The sequence below is a fragment of the Ideonella sp. BN130291 genome, from assembly GCF_036231905.1.
Taxonomy (GTDB): Bacteria; Pseudomonadota; Gammaproteobacteria; order Burkholderiales; family Burkholderiaceae_C; genus CAMLIZ01.
In genome coordinates, this window is the sequence record NZ_JAZARE010000002.1 from 635,296 (window position 1) to 658,198 (window position 22,903).

General features: G+C 66.8%; 21 protein-coding genes and 1 tRNA gene. 14 read left to right on the plus strand and 8 right to left on the minus strand.

Going from position 1 to position 22,903, the window contains the following annotated elements:
• Positions 1-118: 118 nt before the first annotated feature.
• The 3 genes from VPH43_RS06330 to VPH43_RS06340 are packed head-to-tail and all read left to right on the plus strand — an operon-like array spanning position 119 to position 1,526.
• Positions 119-685 carry a DUF2975 domain-containing protein gene (locus VPH43_RS06330; RefSeq protein WP_328576806.1) on the plus strand — a complete coding sequence of 189 codons (567 nt, stop codon included), beginning with the start codon at positions 119-121 and terminating at the stop codon, positions 683-685.
• A gap of 12 nt (positions 686-697) precedes the next feature.
• Positions 698-934, plus strand: a complete 237-nt coding sequence (locus VPH43_RS06335) for a helix-turn-helix domain-containing protein (RefSeq protein ID WP_328576807.1) — start codon at positions 698-700, stop codon at positions 932-934.
• Entirely contained in the window at positions 918-1,526 is a 609-nt protein-coding gene (locus VPH43_RS06340; RefSeq protein WP_328576808.1) for a hypothetical protein, read from the plus strand. The genes VPH43_RS06335 and VPH43_RS06340 overlap by 17 nt, the downstream gene beginning before the upstream one ends.
• A gap of 9 nt (positions 1,527-1,535) precedes the next feature.
• Here the strand turns inward: VPH43_RS06340 and VPH43_RS06345 are convergent, their stop codons facing one another.
• The 3 genes from VPH43_RS06345 to VPH43_RS06355 form a co-directional block, all read right to left on the minus strand.
• Positions 1,536-3,755 (minus strand): putative bifunctional diguanylate cyclase/phosphodiesterase, encoded by a 2,220-nt coding sequence (locus VPH43_RS06345; protein ID WP_328576809.1) that lies wholly within the window; start codon positions 3,753-3,755, stop codon positions 1,536-1,538.
• Between the two features lie 91 nt (positions 3,756-3,846).
• Positions 3,847-5,517 carry an acyl-CoA synthetase gene (locus VPH43_RS06350; protein ID WP_328576810.1) on the minus strand — a complete coding sequence of 557 codons (1,671 nt, stop codon included), beginning with the start codon at positions 5,515-5,517 and terminating at the stop codon, positions 3,847-3,849.
• Between the two features lie 22 nt (positions 5,518-5,539).
• Positions 5,540-6,025: a GNAT family N-acetyltransferase gene (locus tag VPH43_RS06355; protein ID WP_328576811.1), complete on the minus strand. Its 486-nt coding sequence runs from the start codon at positions 6,023-6,025 to the stop codon at positions 5,540-5,542.
• Between the two features lie 60 nt (positions 6,026-6,085).
• Here VPH43_RS06355 and VPH43_RS06360 point away from each other — a divergent pair, with 60 nt between their 5' ends.
• A complete protein-coding gene (locus tag VPH43_RS06360) occupies positions 6,086-7,012 on the plus strand; it encodes an alpha/beta fold hydrolase (protein ID WP_328576812.1) in 927 nt (308 codons plus the stop codon).
• Here the strand turns inward: VPH43_RS06360 and VPH43_RS06365 are convergent.
• From VPH43_RS06365 to VPH43_RS06380, 4 genes are all read right to left on the minus strand, one after another.
• Positions 6,993-8,369 carry a cache domain-containing protein gene (locus tag VPH43_RS06365; protein ID WP_328576813.1) on the minus strand — a complete coding sequence of 459 codons (1,377 nt, stop codon included), beginning with the start codon at positions 8,367-8,369 and terminating at the stop codon, positions 6,993-6,995. The two genes, VPH43_RS06360 and VPH43_RS06365, sit on opposite strands and share 20 nt — an antisense overlap.
• Positions 8,370-8,415: 46 nt before the next feature.
• Entirely contained in the window at positions 8,416-8,556 is a 141-nt protein-coding gene (locus VPH43_RS06370) for a YbdD/YjiX family protein (RefSeq protein ID WP_442909225.1), read from the minus strand.
• 65 nt (positions 8,557-8,621) lie between these two features.
• On the minus strand, positions 8,622-10,685 hold the full coding sequence (locus VPH43_RS06375; protein ID WP_328576815.1) for a carbon starvation CstA family protein: 2,064 nt from the start codon (positions 10,683-10,685) through the stop codon (positions 8,622-8,624).
• A 179-nt stretch (positions 10,686-10,864) separates the two neighbouring features.
• Positions 10,865-11,500: a response regulator transcription factor gene (locus VPH43_RS06380; RefSeq protein ID WP_328576816.1), complete on the minus strand. Its 636-nt coding sequence runs from the start codon at positions 11,498-11,500 to the stop codon at positions 10,865-10,867.
• A gap of 44 nt (positions 11,501-11,544) precedes the next feature.
• On the opposite strand from VPH43_RS06380, the gene prfB reads away from it, so the two are divergent.
• The 4 genes from prfB to VPH43_RS06400 all read left to right on the plus strand — a co-directional run bounded on the left by prfB (position 11,545) and on the right by VPH43_RS06400 (position 17,062).
• Positions 11,545-12,649, plus strand: a protein-coding gene (gene prfB / locus VPH43_RS06385) for a peptide chain release factor 2 (RefSeq protein WP_328576817.1) whose coding sequence is annotated in 2 segments (ribosomal slippage) — positions 11,545-11,625 and positions 11,627-12,649 — 1,104 coding nt in all. Because the reading frame shifts where the segments join, the coding sequence is not laid out codon by codon here.
• Positions 12,649-13,302: an HAD family hydrolase gene (locus tag VPH43_RS06390; RefSeq protein ID WP_328576818.1), complete on the plus strand. Its 654-nt coding sequence runs from the start codon at positions 12,649-12,651 to the stop codon at positions 13,300-13,302. The genes prfB and VPH43_RS06390 overlap by 1 nt, the downstream gene beginning before the upstream one ends.
• Positions 13,303-13,323: 21 nt before the next feature.
• A complete protein-coding gene (pepN, locus tag VPH43_RS06395; RefSeq protein WP_328576819.1) occupies positions 13,324-16,011 on the plus strand; it encodes an aminopeptidase N in 2,688 nt (895 codons plus the stop codon).
• Positions 16,012-16,021: 10 nt separating this feature from the next.
• The gene (locus VPH43_RS06400) at positions 16,022-17,062 is read left to right on the plus strand and encodes a class 1 fructose-bisphosphatase (RefSeq protein ID WP_442909218.1); all 1,041 of its coding nucleotides are present in this window, start codon (positions 16,022-16,024) and stop codon (positions 17,060-17,062) included.
• 18 nt (positions 17,063-17,080) lie between these two features.
• On the opposite strand, the gene VPH43_RS06405 is transcribed toward VPH43_RS06400, so the two are convergent.
• Positions 17,081-17,539 carry a hypothetical protein gene (locus VPH43_RS06405; RefSeq protein WP_328576821.1) on the minus strand — a complete coding sequence of 153 codons (459 nt, stop codon included), beginning with the start codon at positions 17,537-17,539 and terminating at the stop codon, positions 17,081-17,083.
• Positions 17,540-17,688: 149 nt separating this feature from the next.
• On the opposite strand from VPH43_RS06405, the gene VPH43_RS06410 reads away from it, so the two are divergent.
• The 6 genes from VPH43_RS06410 to VPH43_RS06430 all read left to right on the plus strand — a co-directional run bounded on the left by VPH43_RS06410 (position 17,689) and on the right by VPH43_RS06430 (position 22,272).
• Positions 17,689-17,764, plus strand: a tRNA-Thr gene (locus VPH43_RS06410).
• A 319-nt stretch (positions 17,765-18,083) separates the two neighbouring features.
• The gene (locus tag VPH43_RS06415) at positions 18,084-19,049 is read left to right on the plus strand and encodes a GNAT family N-acetyltransferase (RefSeq protein WP_328576822.1); all 966 of its coding nucleotides are present in this window, start codon (positions 18,084-18,086) and stop codon (positions 19,047-19,049) included.
• Between the two features lie 154 nt (positions 19,050-19,203).
• Positions 19,204-19,791 carry a HEAT repeat domain-containing protein gene (locus VPH43_RS24625; protein ID WP_442909226.1) on the plus strand — a complete coding sequence of 196 codons (588 nt, stop codon included), beginning with the start codon at positions 19,204-19,206 and terminating at the stop codon, positions 19,789-19,791.
• A 443-nt stretch (positions 19,792-20,234) separates the two neighbouring features.
• Positions 20,235-20,843: a hypothetical protein gene (locus tag VPH43_RS06420; RefSeq protein ID WP_328576823.1), complete on the plus strand. Its 609-nt coding sequence runs from the start codon at positions 20,235-20,237 to the stop codon at positions 20,841-20,843.
• A 37-nt stretch (positions 20,844-20,880) separates the two neighbouring features.
• On the plus strand, positions 20,881-21,387 hold the full coding sequence (locus tag VPH43_RS06425) for a YegJ family protein (RefSeq protein ID WP_328576824.1): 507 nt from the start codon (positions 20,881-20,883) through the stop codon (positions 21,385-21,387).
• A 483-nt stretch (positions 21,388-21,870) separates the two neighbouring features.
• On the plus strand, positions 21,871-22,272 hold the full coding sequence (locus tag VPH43_RS06430) for a ribonuclease E inhibitor RraB (RefSeq protein ID WP_328576825.1): 402 nt from the start codon (positions 21,871-21,873) through the stop codon (positions 22,270-22,272).
• The last annotated feature ends 631 nt before the right edge of the window (positions 22,273-22,903 follow it).

Sequence of the window (22,903 nt, forward strand, 5' to 3'; positions counted from 1 at the left end):
AGCACCGACACCGCCAGCACCGAGGCAATCAGTGTCGCCATGTAGAGGGATGATTTGTTGACGTTCATTATTTATTGTTTTACATTAAGTTTTGCATGTCCTGCAAGCACTTCTTTTCATGACGCCTTTGCCGCTGCCCCACCCTGCCCCCGGCCTCGTGTCCCCTGCGTTGCGGCGCCTGTGCCTGCTGGTGCAGGTGCTCATCGGCGTGGGCGCGGTGGTGCTCACCGCCGTGCCGGTCTGGATGTGGAGTTCGGCCGAACGGGTGCGTTCGCTGGTGCAGAACGTGCCCGGCGCCGGCGGCATGCTCACCGTGGACGAGCGGGCCATGTGGCTGGGCGCCGCGGTCACCTTGCTGCCGGTGGGCGTGGGCTTGTTCACGCTGTGGCAGCTGTGGCGGCTGTTCGGCCAGTACGCCGACGGCAGCGTGTTCAGCCGCAGGGCACAACGGCACCTGCGCGGCTTCGCGCTGGGCGTGCTCGCGGCTGCCGCCGTGGCGCCGATCACCCGCACGCTGCTGGTGCTGGTGCTGTCGCTCGGCAACCCGCCCGGCCAGCGCATGCTGGTGATCGGCGTGTCGTGGGACGACTACATGAACCTGCTGCTGGGCGCCGTGCTGCTGGCCATTGCCACGGTGATGGCCGAAGCGGTGCGGGTGGCTGAAGAACACGCCGAGTTCGTGTAGGCGGCTGGGAACATGGCGATCGTGGTCAACCTCGACGTGATGCTGGCCAAGCGCAAGATGCGCTCGCGCGAACTCGCCGAGCGCGTGGGCATCACCGAGCAGAACATCTCTCTGCTCAAGTCCGGCAAGGTGCGCGGCGTGCGCTTCGACACCTTGTCGCGCATCTGCGAGGTGCTGCAGTGCCAGCCAGGTGACCTGCTGGAGTGGCGGCCCGGCGACGAGAGCGAGGCCGATGATCCAGCGGCGTGACCCGCGCGCGCTGGGCTGGTTCACGCTTGTGCTGCTGCTGCACCTGGGCGTGTTCCTGCTGCTGCGTTCGCAAGGCCTGCCCCGGCGCGCACCAGCGGCCGCGGAACGCCCGCCGCTGCTGGTGCGGCTGCTGTGGCCTGCGGTGCAGCCGCGCATCGCACCGCCGCCAGACAAACCGGTGGCGCTGCCCGGCGCGGTGGCCGTGCCATCGCTGCGCTCAGCGCCCGCCGCGCCGCCCGCAGCCGTCAGCACCCCAGCACCGGAGGCTGCCACTGGCACGGCCGCACCATCGCCACCAGCTCCCCCCGGCACGCCGGGCCCGCTGGTACTGACCTTGCCACCGCAGGCCGCCTCCGCGCCGCGCGCCATGCGCGAGAGCGCGCTCAACGACCCGCGCAGCAACACCCGCCAGACCTACTCCGAGCGCTTTGCCGCCACGCTGGGCACCGACCTCACCGAGCGCGTGACCCAGATCGAAGGCGGCAGGATCATCCGCAAGGGGAGCTCCTGCACCATCGTGATGGATTCGCGTGCCAGCACCATCGACCCCTACGGCCCCAAATGGCCGGGGGCGGCGAAGTCCTGCGACTGAGGCCTGGGTTCAGGCGAGGTATTTCCCGGCGAACTGCCCCGCCTCGACCGGCCGGCTGAAGTGGAAGCCCTGGAAGTAGCGGCAGTCGTGCCCTTGCAGATAGGCCAGCTGCTCGGGCGTTTCCACGCCTTCGGCCACCACCTCCAGCCCGAAGCGGCGTGCCATCACCAGGATGGTTTCGACGATGGCGGCATCGTTGGGGTCGGTGGAGAGGTCGCGCACGAAGGACTGGTCGATCTTCAGGCCGTCCACCGGCAGGCGCTTCAGGTAGGCCAGGGATGAATAGCCGGTGCCGAAGTCGTCGATGAAAAACCGCACGCCCAGCTCTCGCAGGCCTTGCATCTTGGCGCTGGCGGCGGCGGTGTCGCGCACCAGCACGCCTTCGGTGATCTCCAGTACCAGGCGGCGCAGGTCCGCACCGGCCCCTTCGAAGATGCGCCGCACCCGCTGCACGAAGTCCTGCTGCTGAAACTGGCGCGGGCTGACGTTGACCGACAGGTAGAAGCCGTCGGCCAGCGTGTGCTTCTCCGACCAGGCGCGCAGCTGGCGCGCCGCGGCGGCCAGCACCCAGTCGCCCACATCGAGGATCAGGCTGGATGCCTCGGCCACCGGGATGAACTGCGTGGGCGACACGGCACCGCGCAGCGGATGCTGCCAGCGCAGGAGCGCCTCGGCGCCCACCAGGCCGCCGTGCCCGTCCACCAAAGGCTGGTAGGCCAGCGAGAACTGCTGCTCCACCAGCGCCTGGCGCAGGTCGCTTTCCAGCTCATGCTGCGACAGCACGGCCGCATGCATGGCGGGCTGGAAGAAGTGCACGCAGTTGCGGCCCTCGGCCTTGGCATGGTGCAGCGCGGTGTCGGCATGGCGCATCAGCGCCTCGCCTTCGGCTTCGTCGGCCGGGAACAGGGTGACGCCGATGCTGACGGTGACGTGCAGGCGCTGGCCCGCGATGTCGTAGGGCGCCCGCAGCGACTCGGCAAGCTTGTCGGTCATGTCGAGTGCTCCCCGGGCTGCCGCCGGGCTGTCGCGGCCCAGGCCGAGCAGCAGCACCGCGAACTCGTCCCCGCCCAGGCGGGCCACCAGGTCGGTGCGGCGCACCGCGCGCTGCAGCCGCCGCGCCACCTCCAGCAACAGCGCATCGCCCACCGCATGGCCGAGCGCATCGTTGAGCTGCTTGAAATGGTCCAGCCCCACGAACATCAGCGCGCCATGGCGTTCCAGGCGGGCCGCCATGGTCACCTCCTGCTGCAGCCTGTCCAGCAGCAGGCGGCGGTTGGGCAGATCGGTGAGTGCGTCGTGGAAGGCCAGGCGCGCGGCTTCCGCTTCGGCGCTCCGGCGCGCAGCGATGTCGCGCTCCAGCGCCAGGTTGACCTCGCGCAGCTCGTCATAGCTGCGCTCCAGCTGGCCCACCATGCCGTTGACCGCGCCGACCACGCGGTCCAGTTCGTCGGGCGCGGACGGCGTGCGGCGCTTCAGCTGCAGCCGCGCCATGGCGCGGCGCGGATCCAGCGAATCCAGGTGCGTGGCCAGTGCCATCAGGTGGCGCGTGACCAGGCGGTGCACGATGAACAGGATGAACAGCGAGACGATGAAGGTCTTGATCGCCTGCGTGACCAGGATCACCAGCACCTTGTCGCGCAGGCGGCGGTACACCTCGTCCAACGTGGCCTCGAGCGTGAGCACGCCGAGCGTGCGCGCGCCGCCACGGTCGGTGTAGACGAGCGGCACCCGCCACACCAGCGGGGCGCCGCTGTCGGGCTGGCCCAGCGCCACGCGCACCGGCGTCTTCACGCCCGGCTGTGTGGTCTCCACCACGCTGGCTGCCCGCAGGTCGGGCAGGCGCATGATGCCTTCGAGCTGCACCCGGATCTGCTCGGCGTCCACGTTCCACAGGCTGCGCGCCAGGCTGTCGTGGTAGCCGCTGCTGATCTCGCGCACACGGGCTTCGATGGCGCCGACGTCGCGTTCGTAGTCCACGTACAGCTGCAGCGCGGTGAGCAGCACGGTGACCGCGGAACTCACCAGCAGGATCGCCAGCAGCAGGCGGCGCCCGATGCCGAGGAAGGGCGCCGACACCTGGACCGCCGGTGCGCCGTCGCCCAGGGGCAGCCTCTCGGGCAAGACCGCAGGTGGCTCGGCCGGCAGGGGCTCGCGAGGACGGGCGGACCACACGCCGCCCGGCAAGGCGTCGGCGGCCGGTGATTCGGCGATGGGGGGTGGCGGCTTCATCAACGAGGGCGAGTGTGACCTGCCGCCCCGGCCGCACAGGTCGGTGAGTTCCCTGAAACCGGGCAGCCGTTCACGCAGTCAGGGGCTGCCTTCAGCCGGCGGCCGTGCCGCGGGCGCGCTCTTCCTCCTGCAGCCGCAGCACGCGGCGCTGGACCTTGCCGGTGGTGGTCATCGGCAGGGCCTCGATGAACTCGATCTCCTTGGGGTACTCATAAGGCGCGAGCTGGCCCTTCACATGGCGCTGCAGCTGCTCCACCAGCGCGGCCGTGCCTTCGAAGCCCGGGGCCAGCACCACATAGGCCTTGACGACGGCGCCCCGCTCGGCATCCGGCTTGGGCACCACCGCGGCATTGGCCACCGCCTCGTGCTTGACCAGGCAGTTCTCGATTTCGCTCGGGCCGATGCGGTAGCCCGCGGCCTTGAACACATCGTCGCTGCGGCCCTGGTACCAGAGGTAGCCGTCCTCGTCCATCATCGCGGTGTCCCCGGTGCGGCACCACGAGTCGGCCGGGTCGCCGGTGAACTTGGCGCGTGTGGCCTCGGGATTCTTCCAGTAGCCGAGAAAGAACACCGGGTCGGGATGGCCATGGATGTCGCGCCGGTGCACTGCGACGTCGCCCGGCGTGCCGCGCGGGCATTCCTTGCCCCCGTCGTCGATCACCGCCACGCGGTGGCCGGGATAGGCGCGGCCCATGCTGCCGGGGCGTGCCGGCCAGTGCAGCGCGCAGTTGCCCACCACGTAGTTGATCTCGGTCTGGCCGAACATCTCGTTGATCGTGACGCCCAGCTCGCGCTCGCCGTAGGCAAACACCGCGTCGCCCACCGCTTCGCCCGCGCTCATGATGGCCCGCAGGGCCAGGTCGTAGCCCTCGCGCGGATGCGGCACTGCCTTCATCATGGCTTTGAGCGCGGTCGGGAAAAGAAACGTGTGCGTGACCCGGTGGCGTTGCATCAACTCAAAGGCCTTCTCCGCGCCAAAGCGCCCCTGGTACGCCACGATGGTGCGGCCGAAGTACAGGGTGGGCATCAGCGCGTCCCACAACCCGCCAGTCCATGCCCAGTCGGCGGGGGACCAGAACACCGCGTCGTCCTGGGGAAACCAGTTCTGGCTGGCGACAAAGCCGGTCAGGTTGCCGATGAGTGCGCGGTGGGGGATCAGCGCGCCCTTGGGCGGGCCGGTGGTGCCGCTGGTGTAGATCAGCACCGCGGGGTCGTCGGCATGGGTGGCCAGCGCGGTGAACTCGGCCGACTCGCGCTGCAGCGCGGCGGTCCAGTCGATGTCGCCCTGCCCGGCGGCCCTGCCCACGGCGATGATGGTCTGCAACTCCGGACAGGTCTTGCGCGCGGCCAGCAGGTTGTTGATGCCGGTTTCGTCGGCGATCGCCAGCCGCGCTTCGCCATGCTGAAGCCGGTACTCCAGCGCGTCCGGCCCGAACAGCATGGACAAGGGCATGGCCACCGCACCCAGCTGGTACAGCGCGATGTGCGCAATGGCCGTCTCGAAGCGCTGCGGCATCACGATGGCCACCCGGTCGCCGCGTGCCACGCCCAGGCGCTGCAGGGCGTGGGCCAGGCGATTGGCCTGCTGCTGCAGCGCGCCGTAGCTCAGGGTCTCGATGCGGCCGTCCTCGTGCTCGTAGCGGATGGCCACCCGCTCAGGCTCGTCGCGCGCCCAGCGGGCGCAGCACACCTCGGCGAGGCTGAAGCGCTCGGGCACATGCCAGCGGAAGTTGCGGTAGATCTCGTCGTAGCGGTCGTGCATGGTTCCTCCGCCCGCCGCGCCCTCAAGCGGCAAAGGCCTGCAGCGCCTCGCCGGTGACCCGGCAGATCCGCCAGTCCGGCATCACGGTGGCGCCCATCTGCTCGTAGAAGCGGATCGCGTTGACGTTCCAGTCCAGCACGCTCCACTCGAAGCGGCCGTAACCGCGTTCGACGGCGATGCGGCCCAGGCGGCGCAGCAGCCGCTTGCCCAGCCCGCTGCCGCGGTGCGCCGGCTTCACGTACAGGTCTTCGAGGTAGAGCCCGGGCTTGGCCAGGAAGGTGGAGAAGTTGGTGAAGTACAGCGCAAAGGCCACCACCTCGCCGCGCACCTCCGCCACCTGGGCCTCCACCACCGGCCGGGGGCCGAAGAGGTGCGGGTGCAGCGTTTCGGGGGTCACCTGCAGCAGGTGGGTGAGTTTTTCGAACTCGGCCAGCTCGGTGATCAGGCTCACGATGGCCGGCACGTCCCGCGGCTCGGCAGCGCGCAGCAAGGGTTCAGCAATGGTCATGCGGCCGATTCTGTCACCGCCCCGACAGCGCAAATCGCGGGGCTCCCCTACAGTGCTGCCATGAGCCATTCCGTCTCCCACGCCCCAGCCTATGCCGCCCGCCGCCAGGCGCGCAGCCAGTTCCTCAGGATCCGGGGGCTGAACTACCACCTCAACGTCTGGGGTGACCCCTCGCTGGTGACACCCGAGCGCCCGCCGCTGGTGATGGTGCATGGCTGGATGGACGTGGGCGCGTCCTTCCAGTTCGTGGTCGATGCGATGCACGAGGACCGCTACGTCATCGCGCCGGACTGGCGCGGGTTCGGCCTCACCGACACGCCGGCCGCAGACACCTACTGGTTCTCCGACTACCTGGGCGACCTGGATGCCTTGCTGGACGCCGTGGTCCCCGGCCACGCCATCGACCTGCTGGGCCACAGCATGGGTGGCAACGTGGTGATGCTCTATGCCGGCGTGCGGCCCGAACGCATCCGCCGCCTGGTCAACCTGGAGGGCTTCGGCATGCCGGCCACCCGGCCAGAGCAGGCGCCCAGGCGCTTCCGGCAGTGGCTGGACGAGCTGAAGGAGCCGGTGGCGCTCAAGACCTACGACAGCCTGGCCGAGGTGGCCGCGCGCCTGCGCAAGACCAACCCGCTGCTGCCAGCCGACAAGGCGGCCTGGCTCAGCGCCCACTGGTCACGCCAGGGTGACGACGGCCGCTGGCACATCCTGGGCGACCCGGCCCACAAGCGCGCCAACCCCATCCTCTACCGCAAGGAAGAAGCGCTCGCGTGCTGGCAGCTGATCACTGCGCCGCTGCTGTGGGTGGAGGGCGACCAGACCGACGTCACCAAGTGGTGGGGCGACCGTTACCCCCGCAGTGACTTCGAAGCGCGCCTGGCGGTGGTGCCCAAGGTGGAGCGCCACACGCTGTCCCCGTGCGGCCACATGCTGCACCACGACCAGCCGCAAGCGCTGGCCGCGCTGATCACCGCGTTCCTGCGCTGAAGCGCTCGAGCGCTTCAGCCGGCACCTGGGCGGACAGCAGCGTGCCCTGCCCGGGCGCGGCCTGCACCTCGAAGCGACCGCCGATGGAGCCCAGGCGCTCGCGCATGTTGCGCAGCCCGATGCCGCGCCGTGGATCGAGCTGCACCGCCTGAAGGTCGAAGCCGCGGCCATCGTCCTCGATGCGCAGCGTCACGCCGCCGGCGCCAAAACCCAGCACCACGCGCACGGCGCGCGCCGCCGCATGCTTGGCGATGTTGGCCAGCGCCTCCTGGGCCACGCGGAACAGCACCGTGTTCACCTCCTCCGGCAGCTCCACCGCCACGCCCTGCACCGCCACGTTGACGTCCGCACCACCGTCCTCGCCGAACTCGCGCCCCAGCAGCTGCAAGGCGGCCGGCAGGCCCAGGGTGTCCAGCATCGCCGGGCGCAGCCGGTGCGAGATGCGGCGCACTTCGGTGAGCGATTCATTCAGCCGTGCCAGCGCCTTGGCCAGCGAGGCGGGTGTACGAGTCTGTTCACGCTCCATCTGGTCCACCGCCGACTCCACCAGCAGCTTGGCGGACACCAGCGTCTGGCTGGTGCCGTCGTGCAGCTCGCGCGCGAGGTGGGCACGTTCGTCCTCCTGCGACTGCACCACCTGGCGTGCCAGCAGGCGCAGCTTGGCGTCGGCCACGCGGTGCTCGCTGAGGTTCAGCCACAGGCCGCTCACGCTGATGAGCGCCACGCCGCCGAAGGCGATGCCGGCGATCCACAGCAGCGTGGTCTCGATGTTGGAAGCCACCTGCCGGTCCACCTGCGCCACGGTGGCCTGGATGTCGTCCAGGTACAGCCCGGTGCCCACCATCCAGTTCCACTTGGGCAGCGCCACCACATAGCCCAGCTTGGGCGCCAGCTGGCCGGTGGAGGGCTTGCGCCACAGGTAGTCCACGTAACCGCCGCCGTTGCGCGCCTGGGCGATCAGCTGCTGGATGGTCGGCCGGCCCTTGGGATCGCGCAGGTCCCACAGGTTGCGGCCCACCAGCTCGGGCTGGCGCGAATGCATGAGCACCGTGCCGTGCAGGTCATAGACGAAGAAATAACCGTCGCTGCCGTAGTCCAGGGACGACAGGCGGGCCATGGCCTGGGCGCGGGTGGGCTCGTCAGCGCCCGCCTCGTACAGCGGGCGCACCGTGCTGACCGCCAGTTCCACGTAGTGGCGCAGCTCCGCCCGGCGCGCGGCCATGTACTCGCGCTCCACCAGCTGGTGCTCGCGCAGCGCGAGTTCGCGTTGCTGGTGCAGCACGGCCGCGGCAATCAGCGCCAGCGACAGCAGCAGCGGCACCGCCGCGAGGATCAGCAGCTTGGCCTTGAGTCGCATCGCGCCATTGTCCGCCGCGCCGCGTTGGCCCGGAGCGCGGGCGGGCTCAGCAGCAGCGGCCGGTGCGGCTGCCGTAACGCGCCTGCTGGCGCTCGCGAAAGAAGGCTTCGTAGCTCAGCGGCGGCTGCGCCGGGTGGGTGGCCTGCATGTGGCGCAGGTAGGCGCCGTAGTCCGGCACGCCCACCATCAGGCGCAGCGACTGCGCCACATAGCGGCCGGCCTGGCCCACCTGGGCGGTGAGCCGGGCCGGCTTCACCGCGCGCCCTCCGGCAGCGGCGCGAAGGGCGTCTCGTTGGCCGTGGGGCGCTGGGCGCTGCGCGCCGACAGCACCGCGCGCACCGCATAGACCAGCACGCTCACCACGACCAGCATGAACAGGGCGCACAACGCCGCGTCCAGCCGATCGTTGAAGATCACGCGGCTCATGGCCTCGGGTGTCTTGGCCGGCGCCAGCAGTTGGCCCTGCGCCAGCGCATCGGCGTACTTGGTGGCATGCGCCAGGAAGCCGACCTTGGCATCCGGCGAGAAGATCTTCTGCCAGCCGGCGGTGAGCGTGCACACCAGCAGCCAGGCGGCCGGCAACATCGTGGTCCAGGCATAACGCTCGCGTTTCATGCGGAACAGCACCACCGTGCCCAGCATCAGCGCCACCGCGGCCAGCATCTGGTTGGAGATGCCGAACAGCGGCCACAAGGTGTTGATGCCCCCCAGCGGATCGACCACACCCTGGTAGAGGAAGTAGCCCCAGAAGGCCACGCACAGGCCGGTGGCGATCAGGTTGGCGGGCAAGGATTCCGTGCGCTTGAGCGCGGGCACGAAGGTGCCCAGCAGGTCCTGCAGCATGAAACGGCCGGCGCGCGTGCCGGCGTCCACCGCGGTCAGGATGAACAGCGCCTCGAACAGGATGGCGAAGTGGTACCAGAAGGCCATCATCGCCTTGCCACCGATCACCTGGTGCAGGATGTGCGCCATGCCCACGGCCAGCGTGGGCGCGCCGCCGGCACGCGCGAGGATGGTGTTCTCGCCCACGTCCTTGGCGGTCTGGATCAGCACCTCGGGCGTGACCACGAAGCCCCAGGTGGAGAGCGTGTGCGCCACCGCCTCCGGCGTGCTGCCCACCAGCGCGGCCGGTGCGTTCATCGCGAAGTACACGCCCGGCTGGATGACGGAGGCCGCCACCAGCGCCATCACCGCCACGAAGCTCTCGGCCAGCATGCCGCCGTAGCCGATGAAGCGGGCGTGGGTTTCGTTCTCCAGCATCTTGGGCGTGGTGCCGGAGGAGATGAGCGCATGGAAGCCCGACACCGCGCCGCAGGCGATGGTGATGAAGAGGAAGGGGAACAGGTTGCCCGACCACACCGGGCCGTTGCCTTGCGCAAACTTGGTGATCGCCGGCATCTCCAGGTTGGGCGCGACGATCAGGATGCCGACTGCCAGCGCGAGGATGGTGCCGATCTTCAGGAAGGTGGAGAGGTAGTCGCGCGGCGCCAGCAACAGCCACACTGGCAGCACCGAAGCCACGAAGCCGTAGCCGATCAGCATCCAGGTGAGCGCCTTGCCGTCGAAGGTGAACAGCGGCGCCCACGCCGGGCTCTCATGCACCGCCTGCCCGCCCACGATGGCCAGCATCAGCAGCACGAAGCCGATGACCGACACCTCGCCGATGCGGCCGGGGCGGATGTAGCGCAGGTAGACCCCCATGAACAGCGCCACCGGGATGGTGGCCGCCACCGTGAAGGTGCCCCAGGGCGAGCCGGCCAGCGCCTTCACAACGATGAGCGCCAGCACGGCCAGGATGATGATCATGATCATGAAGGCGCCGAAGAGTGCGATCACGCCCGGCACCGCGCCCATTTCCTGCTTGACCAGGTCGCCCAGCGAGCGGCCGTCGCGCCGGGTGGAGATGAACAGCACGATGAAGTCCTGCACGGCACCTGCGAACACCACGCCCGCCAGGATCCACAGCAGCCCGGGCAGGTAGCCCATCTGCGCCGCCAGCACCGGCCCCACCAGCGGCCCAGCGCCCGCGATGGCCGCGAAATGATGGCCGTAGAGCACGTACTTGTTGGTGGGCACGTAGTCCAGCCCGTCGTTGTGGGCCCAGGCCGGCGTGAGGCGCCTGGCGTCCAGGCCGAGCACCTTCTGCGCGAGGAACAGGCTGTAGTAGCGGTAGGCGATGAGGTAGACGCACACGGCGGCCACCACGATCCACAAGGCGCTGACCGCTTCGCCGCGGCTGAGCGCCACGGTGGCTAGGCCGAAAGCGCCGAGGATGGCGACGATGAGCCACGGCAAGTGGCGGCGAACGATGTCCATGACGGTGTCTCCTGCGAAGCTGGCGCCCGGCGTGCATGCCGCCGGATCTGCCCGGAAGTCTGCGCAACCGGCGCCGCCGCCGCATCCGTCGCAGTGCGTGCTGCGGCACGCGGCTTCACTTAATGGATAACCCGCACTGCGCGGGGCGCGGGCGTGGCCGCCGTCCGGGGGGAAGCGGCTCAGCCGCCGTGTTCGCGCGCGTGTTCCACCGCGTACTTGATCAGCTCCGCCTGGCCCTCGAGCTCCAGCTTGCGCTTGATGTTCTGGCGGTGGGCCTCCACCGTGCGCACGCTCAGGTCGAGCTCACGGGCGATCTGCTTGCTGGACAGCCCCTTCCCCAGGGCGGACAGGATCTCGCTTTCGCGTGCGGACAGCACCGGCTTGGGCGCCTGCCCGCGGAAGAGCCGGCGCGACACCGCCGGGCTCAGGAAGGTGCCCCCGGCAGCCACCGCCTCGATGGCGGCGACGATCTCGCTGGCGGGCGCGTCCTTGAGCACGTAACCCCGGGCACCGGCCAACAAGGCGCGCTGCACGTATTCCGGGTTGTCGTACATGCTGAGCATCAGCACCTTCAGCTCGGGCTGGCGCTGCAGCAGCTGCTCGGTGAGGGTGATGCCGTTCACCTGCTTCATGCCCACGTCCATCAGCACGATGCCGGGCCGGCAGGCCGCCGCCTGGGCCACCGCCTCGTCCGCCCCACCCGCCTCGCCCACCACCTCGAAGCCGGGCACGGCGCCCAGCCGGGCGCGCAGCCCGTCACGCACCAGGGGATGGTCGTCGACGAGCAGCAGGCGCAAGGGGGAAGGATGGGACATGAGAAAATCCGCGGCTTCCCCGGGATTCTGACCCCAAGACACACATGGACATCGAACGCATCAACGCGATCGGAACCGCCCTCGCCGATCTGACAGCGCGTACCGACGCGCTAAGGGGGTATCTTTGACTACGACCGCAAGGCACTGCGGCTGAACGAAGTGAACGCGGCGCTGGAGAACCCCAGCGTCTGGAACGAGCCCAAGCGCGCCCAGGAGCTGGGCCGCGAGAAGAAGTCGCTCGAAACCGTGGTCCAGACCATCGACCACCTGCAGAGCAACCTGGCCGACAACACCGAGCTCTACGACATGAGCAAGGCCGACGGCGACATCGACGGCCTGATGGCCATCGAAGCAGAGGCGGCCAAGCTGAACAGCATCGTGGAGGAGCTCGAGTTCCGCCGCATGTTCAGCAACCCGGCCGACCCGAGCAACTGCTTCATCGACATCCAGGCCGGCGCCGGCGGCACCGAAGCCTGCGACTGGGCCAGCATGCTGCTGCGCCAGTACCTCAAGTACTGCGAGCGCAAGGGCTTCAAGACCGAGGTGATGGAAGAGACCGAGGGCGACGTGGCCGGCATTCGCTCGGCCACGATCAAGGTGGAAGGCGACTATGCCTTCGGCCTGCTGCGCAGCGAAACCGGCGTGCACCGCCTGGTGCGCAAGAGCCCGTTCGACTCCTCCGGCGGGCGCCACACCTCGTTCGCATCGCTGTTCGTCTACCCGGAAGTGGACGACTCGATCGAGATCGAGATCAACCCGGCCGACGTGCGCACCGACACCTTCCGCGCGTCCGGCGCGGGCGGCCAGCACATCAACAAGACCGACTCGGCGGTGCGCCTCACGCACATCCCGACCGGCATCGTGGTGCAGTGCCAGAACGACCGCTCCCAGCACCGCAACCGCGACGAGGCATGGCAAATGCTCCGCTCCCGGCTCTATGAGCACGAGATGCGCAAGCAGATGGCCGAACAGCAGAAGCTGGAAGACTCCAAGACCGACGTCGGCTGGGGCCACCAGATCCGCAGCTACGTGCTGGACCAGAGCCGCATCAAGGACCTGCGCACCAACGTCGAGATCTCCAACACCCAGAAGGTGCTGGACGGCGACCTCGACGCCTTCATCACGGCCAGCCTGAAACAAGGCCTGTGATGGCGGTGCAGGCCCTGCTGTTCGACCTCGACGGCACGCTGATCGACAGCATGCCGCACCATGGCAGCGCGTGGGCGCAGTGGCATGCCCGGCGCGGGCTGCCCTTCGACGAAGACAGCTTCTTCGCCCGCACCGCCGGGCGCACCAACGCCGAGATCCTGGCCGACATGCTGCCCGGCGCCAGCGAGCAGGAACTGAAGGCGCTGGGCGACGAGAAGGAGCGCCTGTATCGCGACATTGCGGCGCGGTCGCTGGAACTCATCGCCGGGTTCGAGCGCGTGCGCAGCGCAGCGCGCGGACGCGGGCTGAAGCTCGCCATCTGCACCGCCGCACCGCTGGAGAACATCGCCGTGGCCAACGCGCGCTTCGGCCTTGACCAGCAGGTGGACACCATCGTCAGCCCGGCCGATGGCCTGCGCGGCAAGCCGCACCCCGACATCTTCCTGGAGGCCGCGCGCCGCCTTGGCGTGCCTGCGGCCGCCTGCGTGGTGTTCGAGGATGCGCCGCTGGGTGTGGAAGCGGCCCGCCGCGCCGGCATGAAGGCGGTGGCGCTCACCACCTCGCTGGCCGCCACTGACTTCGAATCATTCGACAACCTGATCGCGGCGATCCCCGACTTCACCGCGCTCGACCTTTCCGCCCTCACCCCATAACACCAGAGAGACAACACCATGATGCGTGAAGGACCTGCCACCCTGATCCGCCGCGAGGACTATGTCGCGCCGGCCTACTGGATCAAGACCGTCGACCTGACGTTCGACCTGGACCCGGCCAAGACCATCGTCGCCAGCCGCATGCAGGTGGAGCGCAACAGCGCGGTCGCGCCCCAGCCCCTGAAGCTGCATGGCGAGGAGCTGAACCTGCTGCGCGTGCTGGCCAACGGCGAGAGCGTGAGCTTCCGCCATGAAGACGGCTGCCTGGTGATCGACAGCCTGCCCGAGGGCACGTTCACGCTGGAGATCCGCAACACCTGCGCGCCGGAGAAGAACACGCAGCTGAGCGGCCTGTACACCAGCTGCGGCAATTTCTTCACGCAGTGCGAAGCCGAGGGCTTCCGCCGCATCACCTACTTCCTGGACCGGCCGGACGTGATGGCCGTCTACACCGTCACGCTGAAGGCGGACAAGAAGAAGTACCCGGTGCTGCTGTCCAACGGCAACCTGGTGGACCAGGGCGACTTGGACAACGGCCGCCACTTCGCCAAGTGGCACGACCCCTTCCCCAAGCCCAGCTACCTGTTCGCCTTGGTGGGAGCCGACCTGGTGGCGCGGCAGCAGAAGATCCGCACCCGTGCCGGCAAGGAGCACCTGCTGGAGGTGTACGTGCGCCGCGGCGACCTGGACAAGACCGAACACGCGATGAACTCGCTGATCGCCTCGGTGGTGTGGGACGAGGCCCGCTTCAAGCTGCCGCTGGACCTGGAGCGCTTCATGATCGTCGCGGTGGGCGACTTCAACATGGGCGCCATGGAGAACAAGGGCCTGAACATCTTCAACACGAAGTACGTTCTGGCGAACCCGGCCACCGCCACCGACGCCGACTACTCGGGCATCGAGAGCGTGGTGGGCCACGAGTACTTCCACAACTGGACCGGCAACCGAATCACCTGCCGCGACTGGTTCCAGCTGAGCCTGAAGGAAGGCCTCACCGTCTTCCGCGACCAGGAATTCAGCATGGACATGGCCGGCAGCGCGTCGGCCCGGGCGGTCAAGCGCATCGAGGATGTGCGCGGCCTGCGCCAGATGCAGTTCCCGGAGGATGCGGGCCCGATGGCGCACCCGGTGCGCCCGGACAGCTACGTGGAGATCAACAACTTCTACACCGCCACCGTCTACGAAAAAGGCGCCGAAGTCGTGCGCATGATGCAGACGCTGGTGGGCCGCGCCGGCTTCGAACGCGGCATGACGCTGTACTTCGAGCGCCACGACGGCCAGGCCGTCACCTGTGACGACTTCGCGCAGGCGGTGGCGGATGCCAACCCGGGCAGCGCGCTGGCCGAGAAGCTGGACGCGTTCAAGCGCTGGTATGCCCAGGCCGGCACCCCGCGCCTGGTGGCGCGTGGCCGCTACGACGCCCCCAGCCGCACCTACACCTTGGGGCTGGAACAGCAGAGCGACCCGTCGCCCGGCCAGCCGGTGAAGCAGCCGTTCGTCATCCCGGTGGCCATGGGCCTGGTGGGCCACGACGGGCGGGCGATCGCCCTGCAGTTGGAAGGCGAAGCCGCGCCCGTGGGCAACGAGCGCGTGCTGGTGCTGGACGAAAAACACGCCTACTACACCTTCGTCAACGTGGACGCGGAGCCCGTGCCCTCGCTGCTGCGCGGCTTCTCCGCGCCGGTGAACCTGGTGGACGGGCTGGGCGATGCTGAACTGCTGGTGCTGCTGAAGCACGATGCCGACCCGTTCAACCGCTGGGAGGCCGGCCAGCGCCTCGCGCTGAACCGCCTGCTGGCCGCGGTGCGCACCGACTCCACGCCGGACGCCGACCCGGCCTTCATCGACGCGATGCGTGGCGCGCTGCGCCACCCCACGCTGGACCCGGCCTTCAAGGAGCTGGTGCTCACCCTGCCCAGCGAAACCTACATCGCCGAGCAGCTGGAGGAAGTGGACCCGCAGCGCATCCACGCGGCGCGCGAGTCGATGAAGCTGCAGCTGGCGCAAGCCCTGCGCGACGACTGGGTGTGGGCCTGGGACGAGCACCAGACGATTGGCGGTTATTCGCCCGACCCGGTGTCGTCCGGCCGGCGCGCGCTGGCCAACCTGGCGCTCGCCATGCTGTGCCTGGACGCCCAGGCGCGCGGCGACTCGGTGTGGCCGGGCAAGGCCTACCAGCGCTTCAAGGACGCCGGCAACATGACCGACCGCATGGGCGCGCTCAGCGCACTGCTGGACGCCGGACATGAACTGACCCAGCCGGCGCTGGAACGCTTCCACGCCATCTTCAAGGGCGAGGACCTGGTGATCGACAAGTGGTTCGCGCTGCAGGCCCGCACACCGGAGCCGGTGGGCCGACAGGGCGCAGGGCGCAGCCTGCAGCGGGTGAAGGCGCTGATGCAGCACCCCGACTTCTCGATGAAGAACCCGAACCGCGCGCGCAGCCTGATCTTCAGCTTCACGATGTACAACCCGGCCGGCTTCCACCGCGCCGATGCGGCCGGCTACGTGTTCTGGGCCGACCGTGTGCTGGAGCTGGATGCCATCAACCCGCAGGTGGCCTCACGGCTGGCGCGTGTGATGGACCGCTGGAAGAAGCTGGCGGAGCCGTATCGCAGCGCGGCGCGCGAGGCCATCAGCCGCGTCGCCGCCAAGCCCGACCTGAGCAACGACGTGCGCGAGATCGTCTCACGCGCACTGGAGGACTGACATGCCGCCCGTGAAACGCATTTCCCTCACCCAGTACCTGGTCGAGCAGCAGCGCGAGCACGGCCGCATCCCCAGCCAGCTGCGCCTGCTGATCGAGGTGGTGGCACGCGCCTGCAAGCGCATCGCCATCTCGGTGAACAAGGGCGCGCTGGGCGACGTGATGGGCAGCGCCGACACCGAGAACGTGCAGGGCGAGGTGCAGAAGAAGCTGGACGTCATCAGCAACGAGGTGCTGATCGAGGCCAACGAATGGGGCGGCCACCTCGCCGCCATGGCCAGCGAGGAGATGGACACCATCCACCTGGTGCCCAACCGCTATCCGCAGGGCGAATACCTGCTGCTGTTCGACCCGCTCGACGGCTCCAGCAACATCGACGTCAACGTGAGCATCGGCACGATCTTCAGCGTGCTGCGCAAGGTGGGCCACCACCACGGCGTGAGCGAGCAGGATTTCCTGCAGCCGGGCCGCTTCCAGGCCGCCGCCGGCTACTGCATCTACGGCCCGCAGACCACGCTGGTGCTCACGGTGGGCGATGGCGTGGCGATGTTCACGCTGGACCGCGAGACCGGCAGCTTCGTGCTGACCGAAGAGAACGTGCAGATTCCGGCGGACACCAAGGAATTTGCGGTCAACATGAGCAACCTGCGCCACTGGGCGCCGCCGGTGAAGCGCTACATCGAGGAATGCCTGGCGGGCAAGGACGGCCCGCGCGGCAAGGACTTCAACATGCGCTGGATCGCCAGCATGGTGGCCGACGTGCACCGCATCCTCTGCCGCGGCGGCATCTTCATGTACCCGTGGGACAAGCGCGAGCCTGAAAAGGCCGGCAAGCTGCGCCTGATGTACGAGGCCAACCCGATGGCCTTTTTGGTGGAACAGGCCGGGGGCATGGCCACCAACGGGCACGACCGCATCATGGATCTGCAGCCGGGCAAGCTGCACGAACGCGTGAGCGTGATCCTGGGCTCCAAGAACGAGGTGCAGCGGGTCACCGACTACCACCGCGACACCGGGGCGGAAGCCGCCTCCCAGCCGGCCCAGGCCGCCTGAACGGCAGGTCTGCCGCCGTTACGGGTTGACGTAGCGGCGGTACGCGCCCTGCCAGTCCTTGTAGATCTCCGCCTGCGCCTCCCGCAGGCCGATCTTGCCGTCGCACACCATCAGGCGCAGCCGCCGTTCGAGCACGTTCTTGCGCTTGGCGCCGTACTCACCCTCCATCTCCTGAAGCTTCAGGTTCACCGTGTGCGTAGGGTGGCCGCCCAGCTCCACCGGCACCACCTGGTCCAGTTCGTAATAGGGCGACATGGTGGCCTCGATGCCGCTGCGCTGCATCATCTGCAGCTTCAGCGCTTCTCGCCACGTCGCCGATGCCTGCGCCTGGTTGGCATAGGCCGGAACGCAGATCGTCCGCTCCAGGGTCTGTGGGGTGACATCCGGGTTCAGGGCCTCGTCGGGAACGGACACCGGCGCTGGCGTGGCGCAGCCGGCGAGCGCGGCAAGGGCGGAGGCAAGGAAGGCGAATTTCATGCGGACGATGCAGGTTGCAGACAAGGCGGACCGGCGAGCTTATCCGCAAGCGGGTGCCCACGCGGGCGCCGGGCGGCGCCACCGGGCAGGCGCTCAGGGCGCGCAAATCCGCTGCTAGAATGCCGGTTTTGCCACGCCAGCGTGGCAATGCCGGTGTAGCTCAGTTGGTAGAGCAGCGCATTCGTAATGCGAAGGTCGGGAGTTCGACTCTCTTCACCGGCACCAATGAACAAGGGCCTGACTCGCGTCAGGCCCTTTTTTTGGCATCTGCGCGGCCCGCAGCAGTGGAGCAGGTTGGCCGCGCAAGCCACGCCACGGAGGCCGCGATCCAACCGCCAGGGCCACAACTTCCTGGACACCGTCCACTTTGCAAACACCCCACTGTCCACTTTCGCTGTCCCACTAACGGGGGAGTTCGCCGGCGTCTGATATTCGCTGACAATGACTTAGCGAACTCCGGCGGGGAAAGGGGACACAGGAATGGACACTAGTCTGGGATGTCGCTGTCTATGGACAGCGGCGTCTACAACACGTTAGGAGACCAGTGCCACCCGAGAGCATCAAGTTCCGCCAGGCTGTTGGAGCCGATGCCGAGGCGATGTATGCGTTACACAAGGCTTCTGTGTTCCAGTTATGTCGCCACGCGTATTCGGAAATTGAGCTCAGTGCTTGGTTCTTCGGGCGCTCGCCAGACATCTATCAATCCGGCCTTTCCAGCGGCGAGATTGAGGTAGCCTGCATCGCCGGGCAAGTAGTCGGCTTTGTTGGCGCAATCCCTGGTGAGGTCACCTTGCTCTTCGTTGATCCCGTGCACTCCGGGCGCGGCTTCGGTCGCGCGTTGTTCGAGCGAGGCCTTTCCAAAGCAAGCCAGGGGTTCGTTGGTCAACTTTTGGTCGTTGCCACACGAAACTCCGCTCCGCTCTATCGGCGGTACGGGTTCCGCCCGGTTGAGCGCGTGGCGCTTGTGCGCGGCGATCCCGCTGTGAACATTGAGGTAATTCGTATGGAGCGTCCGTCCAACGGGTCTCCTAACCCCTCCATCGAGCGGACTGCCTTCGGCTGCCGCTCATGTCGAACGTTAGGTGCCTCAGGTCGGCGCTACGATCCGAGCCTCGTTACTCCGAGCATTCCGATGCCAAGCTGGTCTTCCCCTGAGGTCGTCGTTCAACGTCAGCTCGACGCCTACAACGCCAAAGACCTTGACGCCTGGCTCGCAACCTACGCGCCGGACGCAAAGCAATACGAGCATCCCGGGAAGTTGCTCGCCTCCGGTCGCGCTGAGATCCGGGCTCGCACCGCCCCTCGCTTCACCGAGCTGAATTTGCATGCCAAGCTCATCAAGCGTGCGGTCATGGGCAGTGTGGTCATCGACCACGAGGACGTAACGCGGACGTTCCCAGAAGGCCCAGGCAACATTGAGCTCGTCTGCATCTACTTGGTCGAGCAAGGGCTTATCCAGAGCGCGTCGTTTGTCTTCGGTCCGGCAGTCGTGCAGGGAGCGCTCGCGTGAGGCCGGCACCTAACCTCTCCATCGAGCGGACATGCCCCGGCAAGCCGGGTCATGCCGCTCATGTCGAACGTTAGGCGCCATGACACTCCCTGAGCACATTCAGCGTCGCGGCGTTCATGCGTTGTCGGCGCAGTGGCCGGATCTTGTAGCCCCCATGCTCGATGCCGTGTCAAGCAATGCAGTGGGTTGCCCCCTCTCTTCCTCTGCGTTGGCGTCCCTTAGAGCGGCGCTGTCCAGCAGTCGCACGCTGCTATATGAGACAGCCAGCTACGTCCTCGCCGATGCCTTGGCGTTTGACCCACAAGCGATAGACCTGCTTGTTGATCTCTCCAATAGTCAAAAGGCCACGGAGCGATTCAACGCGATCCTCTGCCTGTCAGAGAAAACGCCCCAAGCAACTTCACTTGATGTCATAACCAAGAGTCTCGGAGATCGAAGCTCAAAGGTCCGAATCAAAGCAGCCGACTGGGTACTTCGTCTTGGTTTAACTCCAGCGCTTCCCGCACTTAAGAAGGCACTTTCCACTGAGCAGCACTCCGAGGCGCGAAGAACCATGGAATTTAGTCTCGCCCTAGTGCGCGACGGATACTTAATCAGCCCATGGAGCGACAAGCAAGTTTGGTTCACGCTCGCTTTGTCGCCCGGTTGCACAGTATCCAGCGCAGTTGACGCGGCACTCATAGAGCAGAGCGGCGCAGCGGCAGTCGCAGCTCAGCTAAGGGCGTCACACCGTGGCGCCTAACACCTCCATCGAGCGGACAGTCGCCGGCAAGCCGGCGCCTGCCGCTCATGTCGAACGTTGGGCACCTCGTGGGTGAGGGTGGGTGTGCGCGAAGAAGGCAACGCCAAGATGGGCTGTCCGTCCTGCGGCGGCCAGCGGGCGACGGGTTTGTCAGTGAGGTTGTTCCTTGGTGCTCGTCGGTCCGTTGCGTAAAAAGCAGCAGCGGTTTCCGCCGCGTAGCGCGGGGCAGTTGTCGTCCTCGCTTCGGCACGGGTCGTTTCCGTGTCCTCGGGGCAGCGGGCGGCCACCCATCGGTTCAGGGTTGTCTGGCTTTGCCGCATTGCTGCACACTGGCGCGTCGTTGGTTGTCGGCGGCCGGGTCGCTTCGGCGCCCAACCACTCCATCGAGCGGACAGCCTTCGGCTGCCGCTCATGTCGAACGTTAGGCCGCACGTGCGCGCAAGATGAAGCAAATCGAAAGAGTGCTCACCCAAGCGAATGTCGATGAGATTGCTAATGAATTCATCGAGAGCCTCGCTGCAATAGGCGAATCGATCCATGGCATGAGAGGCGTAGCTCTATTCACGGCCTTAAAGAGGGACAAGCTGGTAGGCGGCCCATATCCCGGGGTTTCTCTCTTTGAAGCAGCGAACCGCATCATGTCCGACCTCGTAATTCTTCGAGGCGTTGCTGGCCTTCTTAAGGAAGAGCACTTCCCCTTTTCTTCGTACACCGTGGAGTTTGGAAACGAGAACAAGAACGGCTTCGACATTCGAGCCACCTCTAGGAATACGACGCTCGTAGGGGAGGCATTCAATGTCGCACCGTCCTTCTTCCAAGTTAAGAAGCGATCTGCACTTAGAAAGCTAAGAGCGCACGGGCCTGAGTCAACATACAAGGTTCTTATGTTCAACGACGACGCCGCGTCGACCACCTATCTGCCTAAGTCTGAAGCTGGTCTTCACCACATCCTTGTAGGTGTTCATTCAGGCGCAGTTCAGGTGCGGCCTAACCCTTCCATCGAGCGGACGTCTTCCGGCAAGCCGGAAGCCGCCGCTCATGTCGAACGTTAGGTTCCTCCCGTTCACAGTCCCGCAGAAATACGTCGCCGTGTCACATCACAAAGCTTTCCTTGCCGTCGCGCTCGCCGTGATTGCGTCCGGTGCTCTTGCGCAGAGCATCTCTGACAAGGCAACGAAGGATGAAGTGATCGACATGAGTCAAGAAGAACCGGCCATGCGGAAGGCGTTTGCGCGAGCCGCGGAGACGCTGCCCACATTCCTTGAGCTCGCGGCGAAGCCGAAAGAAGGCACATCGAGCTACGCGTTGAAAGTCGCTATATCCGACGGTCGGAATACGGAGTACTTCTGGGTCAACGCCTTTAGTGGCGAGGGCGAAGTGTTTACAGGAACTCTGAACAATGAGCCGCGTCTGGTGAAGAAGTACAAACTGGGTGAGCGCATCATCTTCCGTCGTGCACAGGTCGTCGATTGGACGTACATCGACACGGTGAACAAAAGGACTGTCGGAAACTTCACTGCCTGCGCACTACTCTCTAAGGAGCCGCTTGAACAAGCCGCCGCCTTCATGCGTCAGTACGGCCTGTCGTGCGAATAGCAGAACCTAACCCCTCCATCGAGCGGACATGCCCCGGCAAGCCGGGTCATGCCGCTCATGTCGAACGTTAGGCGTCTCATGCGGCAGCGTGCCATCGCGAAAGTCATCCTCGAGCCGTCCGGAGCGCTGCTTGTCTGTCCACGGTGCGACGAGCCAGTCGGCTACGAATACATCTATCGCGAGGCAAACGGTCTACGCTGGGATCGGGTGAAACGTGCGCTGTCGGCCTATGAGCCGTCTCGGTGGAAGCCCGAGGAGTTGTTGCAACACATGGCGGCCACACTCCAAAGCAGTTGCGACGAAGAGCTGTACTTCTCAGATCAAACCGAATGGGTTGGCGTATCGCCCGAGCTTCAAAGTGCGCTGCGAAGCGCACTTGCATAAGGGTAAGGCTCACCGTGAGTGAGACGCCTAACCACTCCATCGAGCGGACATGCCCCGGCAAGCCGGGTCATGCCGCTCATGTCGAACGTTAGGTGCCTCGTGTCGTCCAAAGTGCTCGCAGTGTTCGTGGCCGTCTTGGTCCTTGCAGTAGGAGCTTTCCTCCTTCTCCGCAATGCGCGTAGTGCGCCGGCTCCGGATGGAGCTGTTTTGTCTCAGCTCCGGCAAGCTGGGTCGAATCTGGACAAACCACACAACATCGAGTTCTTCCTGTACTTGCCAGGTGAGGCGGCTGCGCGGCGCGTTGCTGCAAAGCTCGAAGCTCAAGGCTTCATGGTGGAGGTCAAGCCTTCCGCAAGCGGCAATAGCGATTGGCTCACCCTTGCAAAGCGAGCTATGGTTCCAAGGGTGGATGAACTACTGCAGTTGCGTGCACAGCTATCCGCGCTATGCGAAACGGAAGGTGGGGAGTATGACGGTTGGGGTACCGAGGTGGCGCAATGAAGCCGGCACCTAACCCCTCCATCGAGCGGACAGTTGTCGGCAAGCCGCCAACTGCCGCTCATGTCGAACGTTAGACGCCTCCGCCTTCGAGCACCGGGCCATGTCGAGGTTGTTCATGTTGGCGTTGCGAGCTTTCGGTCCATGCCCGAGCAAATAGCACTTCACGCAAGGTCTGTTGCGCTTGCTCATCCCCGGTCGGTCGAGCAAGAGTTCGAGGCCAGGCCCGCACGGGCCATCCGTCCGCTGGCGGCCGGCTCACCACTTGTGCACTGCATTCGTCCTCGCGCAGCGTCCCGAGCGCGCAGCAACCTGGCGTTGTCTGGCAAGAAGTCGCTGCTCCCTCGAATGCTGGCTTGTCTCGCAGTCCGCTGAGGCGGCAAACTCGTCGGCCATGAGGCGCAACGGTTTTGGTCCCGAGTTCATCGACGGTTGGCGTGGTAAGCCACCATCGCTCCATGGTGCTCAACCGCTGCGTCTAACCCCTCCATCGAGCGGACAGCCTTCGGCTGCCGCTCATGTCGAACGTTAGGCACCATGCGCACCACCGTTGCCGCCTGCCCGGTACTGATCCTGGCAACCCTCGCCGCGTGTAGTAGCGCGCCTGGTCCGACGCCAGAGGCACCTCCGGTTC

What these genes read in the sequence shown, in the direction of transcription:
- VPH43_RS06330 (WP_328576806.1), top strand. Translation starts at nt 119, where the DNA reads ATGACGCCTTTGCCGCTGCCCCACCCTGCCCCCGGCCTCGTGTCCCCT.
- VPH43_RS06335 (WP_328576807.1), top strand. Translation starts at nt 698, where the DNA reads ATGGCGATCGTGGTCAACCTCGACGTGATGCTGGCCAAGCGCAAGATG.
- VPH43_RS06340 (WP_328576808.1), top strand. Translation starts at nt 918, where the DNA reads ATGATCCAGCGGCGTGACCCGCGCGCGCTGGGCTGGTTCACGCTTGTG.
- VPH43_RS06345 (WP_328576809.1), bottom strand. Translation starts at nt 3,755, where the DNA reads ATGAAGCCGCCACCCCCCATCGCCGAATCACCGGCCGCCGACGCCTTG.
- VPH43_RS06350 (WP_328576810.1), bottom strand. Translation starts at nt 5,517, where the DNA reads ATGCACGACCGCTACGACGAGATCTACCGCAACTTCCGCTGGCATGTG.
- VPH43_RS06355 (WP_328576811.1), bottom strand. Translation starts at nt 6,025, where the DNA reads ATGACCATTGCTGAACCCTTGCTGCGCGCTGCCGAGCCGCGGGACGTG.
- VPH43_RS06360 (WP_328576812.1), top strand. Translation starts at nt 6,086, where the DNA reads ATGAGCCATTCCGTCTCCCACGCCCCAGCCTATGCCGCCCGCCGCCAG.
- VPH43_RS06365 (WP_328576813.1), bottom strand. Translation starts at nt 8,369, where the DNA reads ATGCGACTCAAGGCCAAGCTGCTGATCCTCGCGGCGGTGCCGCTGCTG.
- VPH43_RS06370 (WP_442909225.1), bottom strand. Translation starts at nt 8,556, where the DNA reads ATGGTGGGCGTGCCGGACTACGGCGCCTACCTGCGCCACATGCAGGCC.
- VPH43_RS06375 (WP_328576815.1), bottom strand. Translation starts at nt 10,685, where the DNA reads ATGGACATCGTTCGCCGCCACTTGCCGTGGCTCATCGTCGCCATCCTC.
- VPH43_RS06380 (WP_328576816.1), bottom strand. Translation starts at nt 11,500, where the DNA reads ATGTCCCATCCTTCCCCCTTGCGCCTGCTGCTCGTCGACGACCATCCC.
- VPH43_RS06390 (WP_328576818.1), top strand. Translation starts at nt 12,649, where the DNA reads ATGGCGGTGCAGGCCCTGCTGTTCGACCTCGACGGCACGCTGATCGAC.
- pepN (WP_328576819.1), top strand. Translation starts at nt 13,324, where the DNA reads ATGCGTGAAGGACCTGCCACCCTGATCCGCCGCGAGGACTATGTCGCG.
- VPH43_RS06405 (WP_328576821.1), bottom strand. Translation starts at nt 17,539, where the DNA reads ATGAAATTCGCCTTCCTTGCCTCCGCCCTTGCCGCGCTCGCCGGCTGC.
- VPH43_RS24625 (WP_442909226.1), top strand. Translation starts at nt 19,204, where the DNA reads ATGCTCGATGCCGTGTCAAGCAATGCAGTGGGTTGCCCCCTCTCTTCC.
- VPH43_RS06420 (WP_328576823.1), top strand. Translation starts at nt 20,235, where the DNA reads ATGAAGCAAATCGAAAGAGTGCTCACCCAAGCGAATGTCGATGAGATT.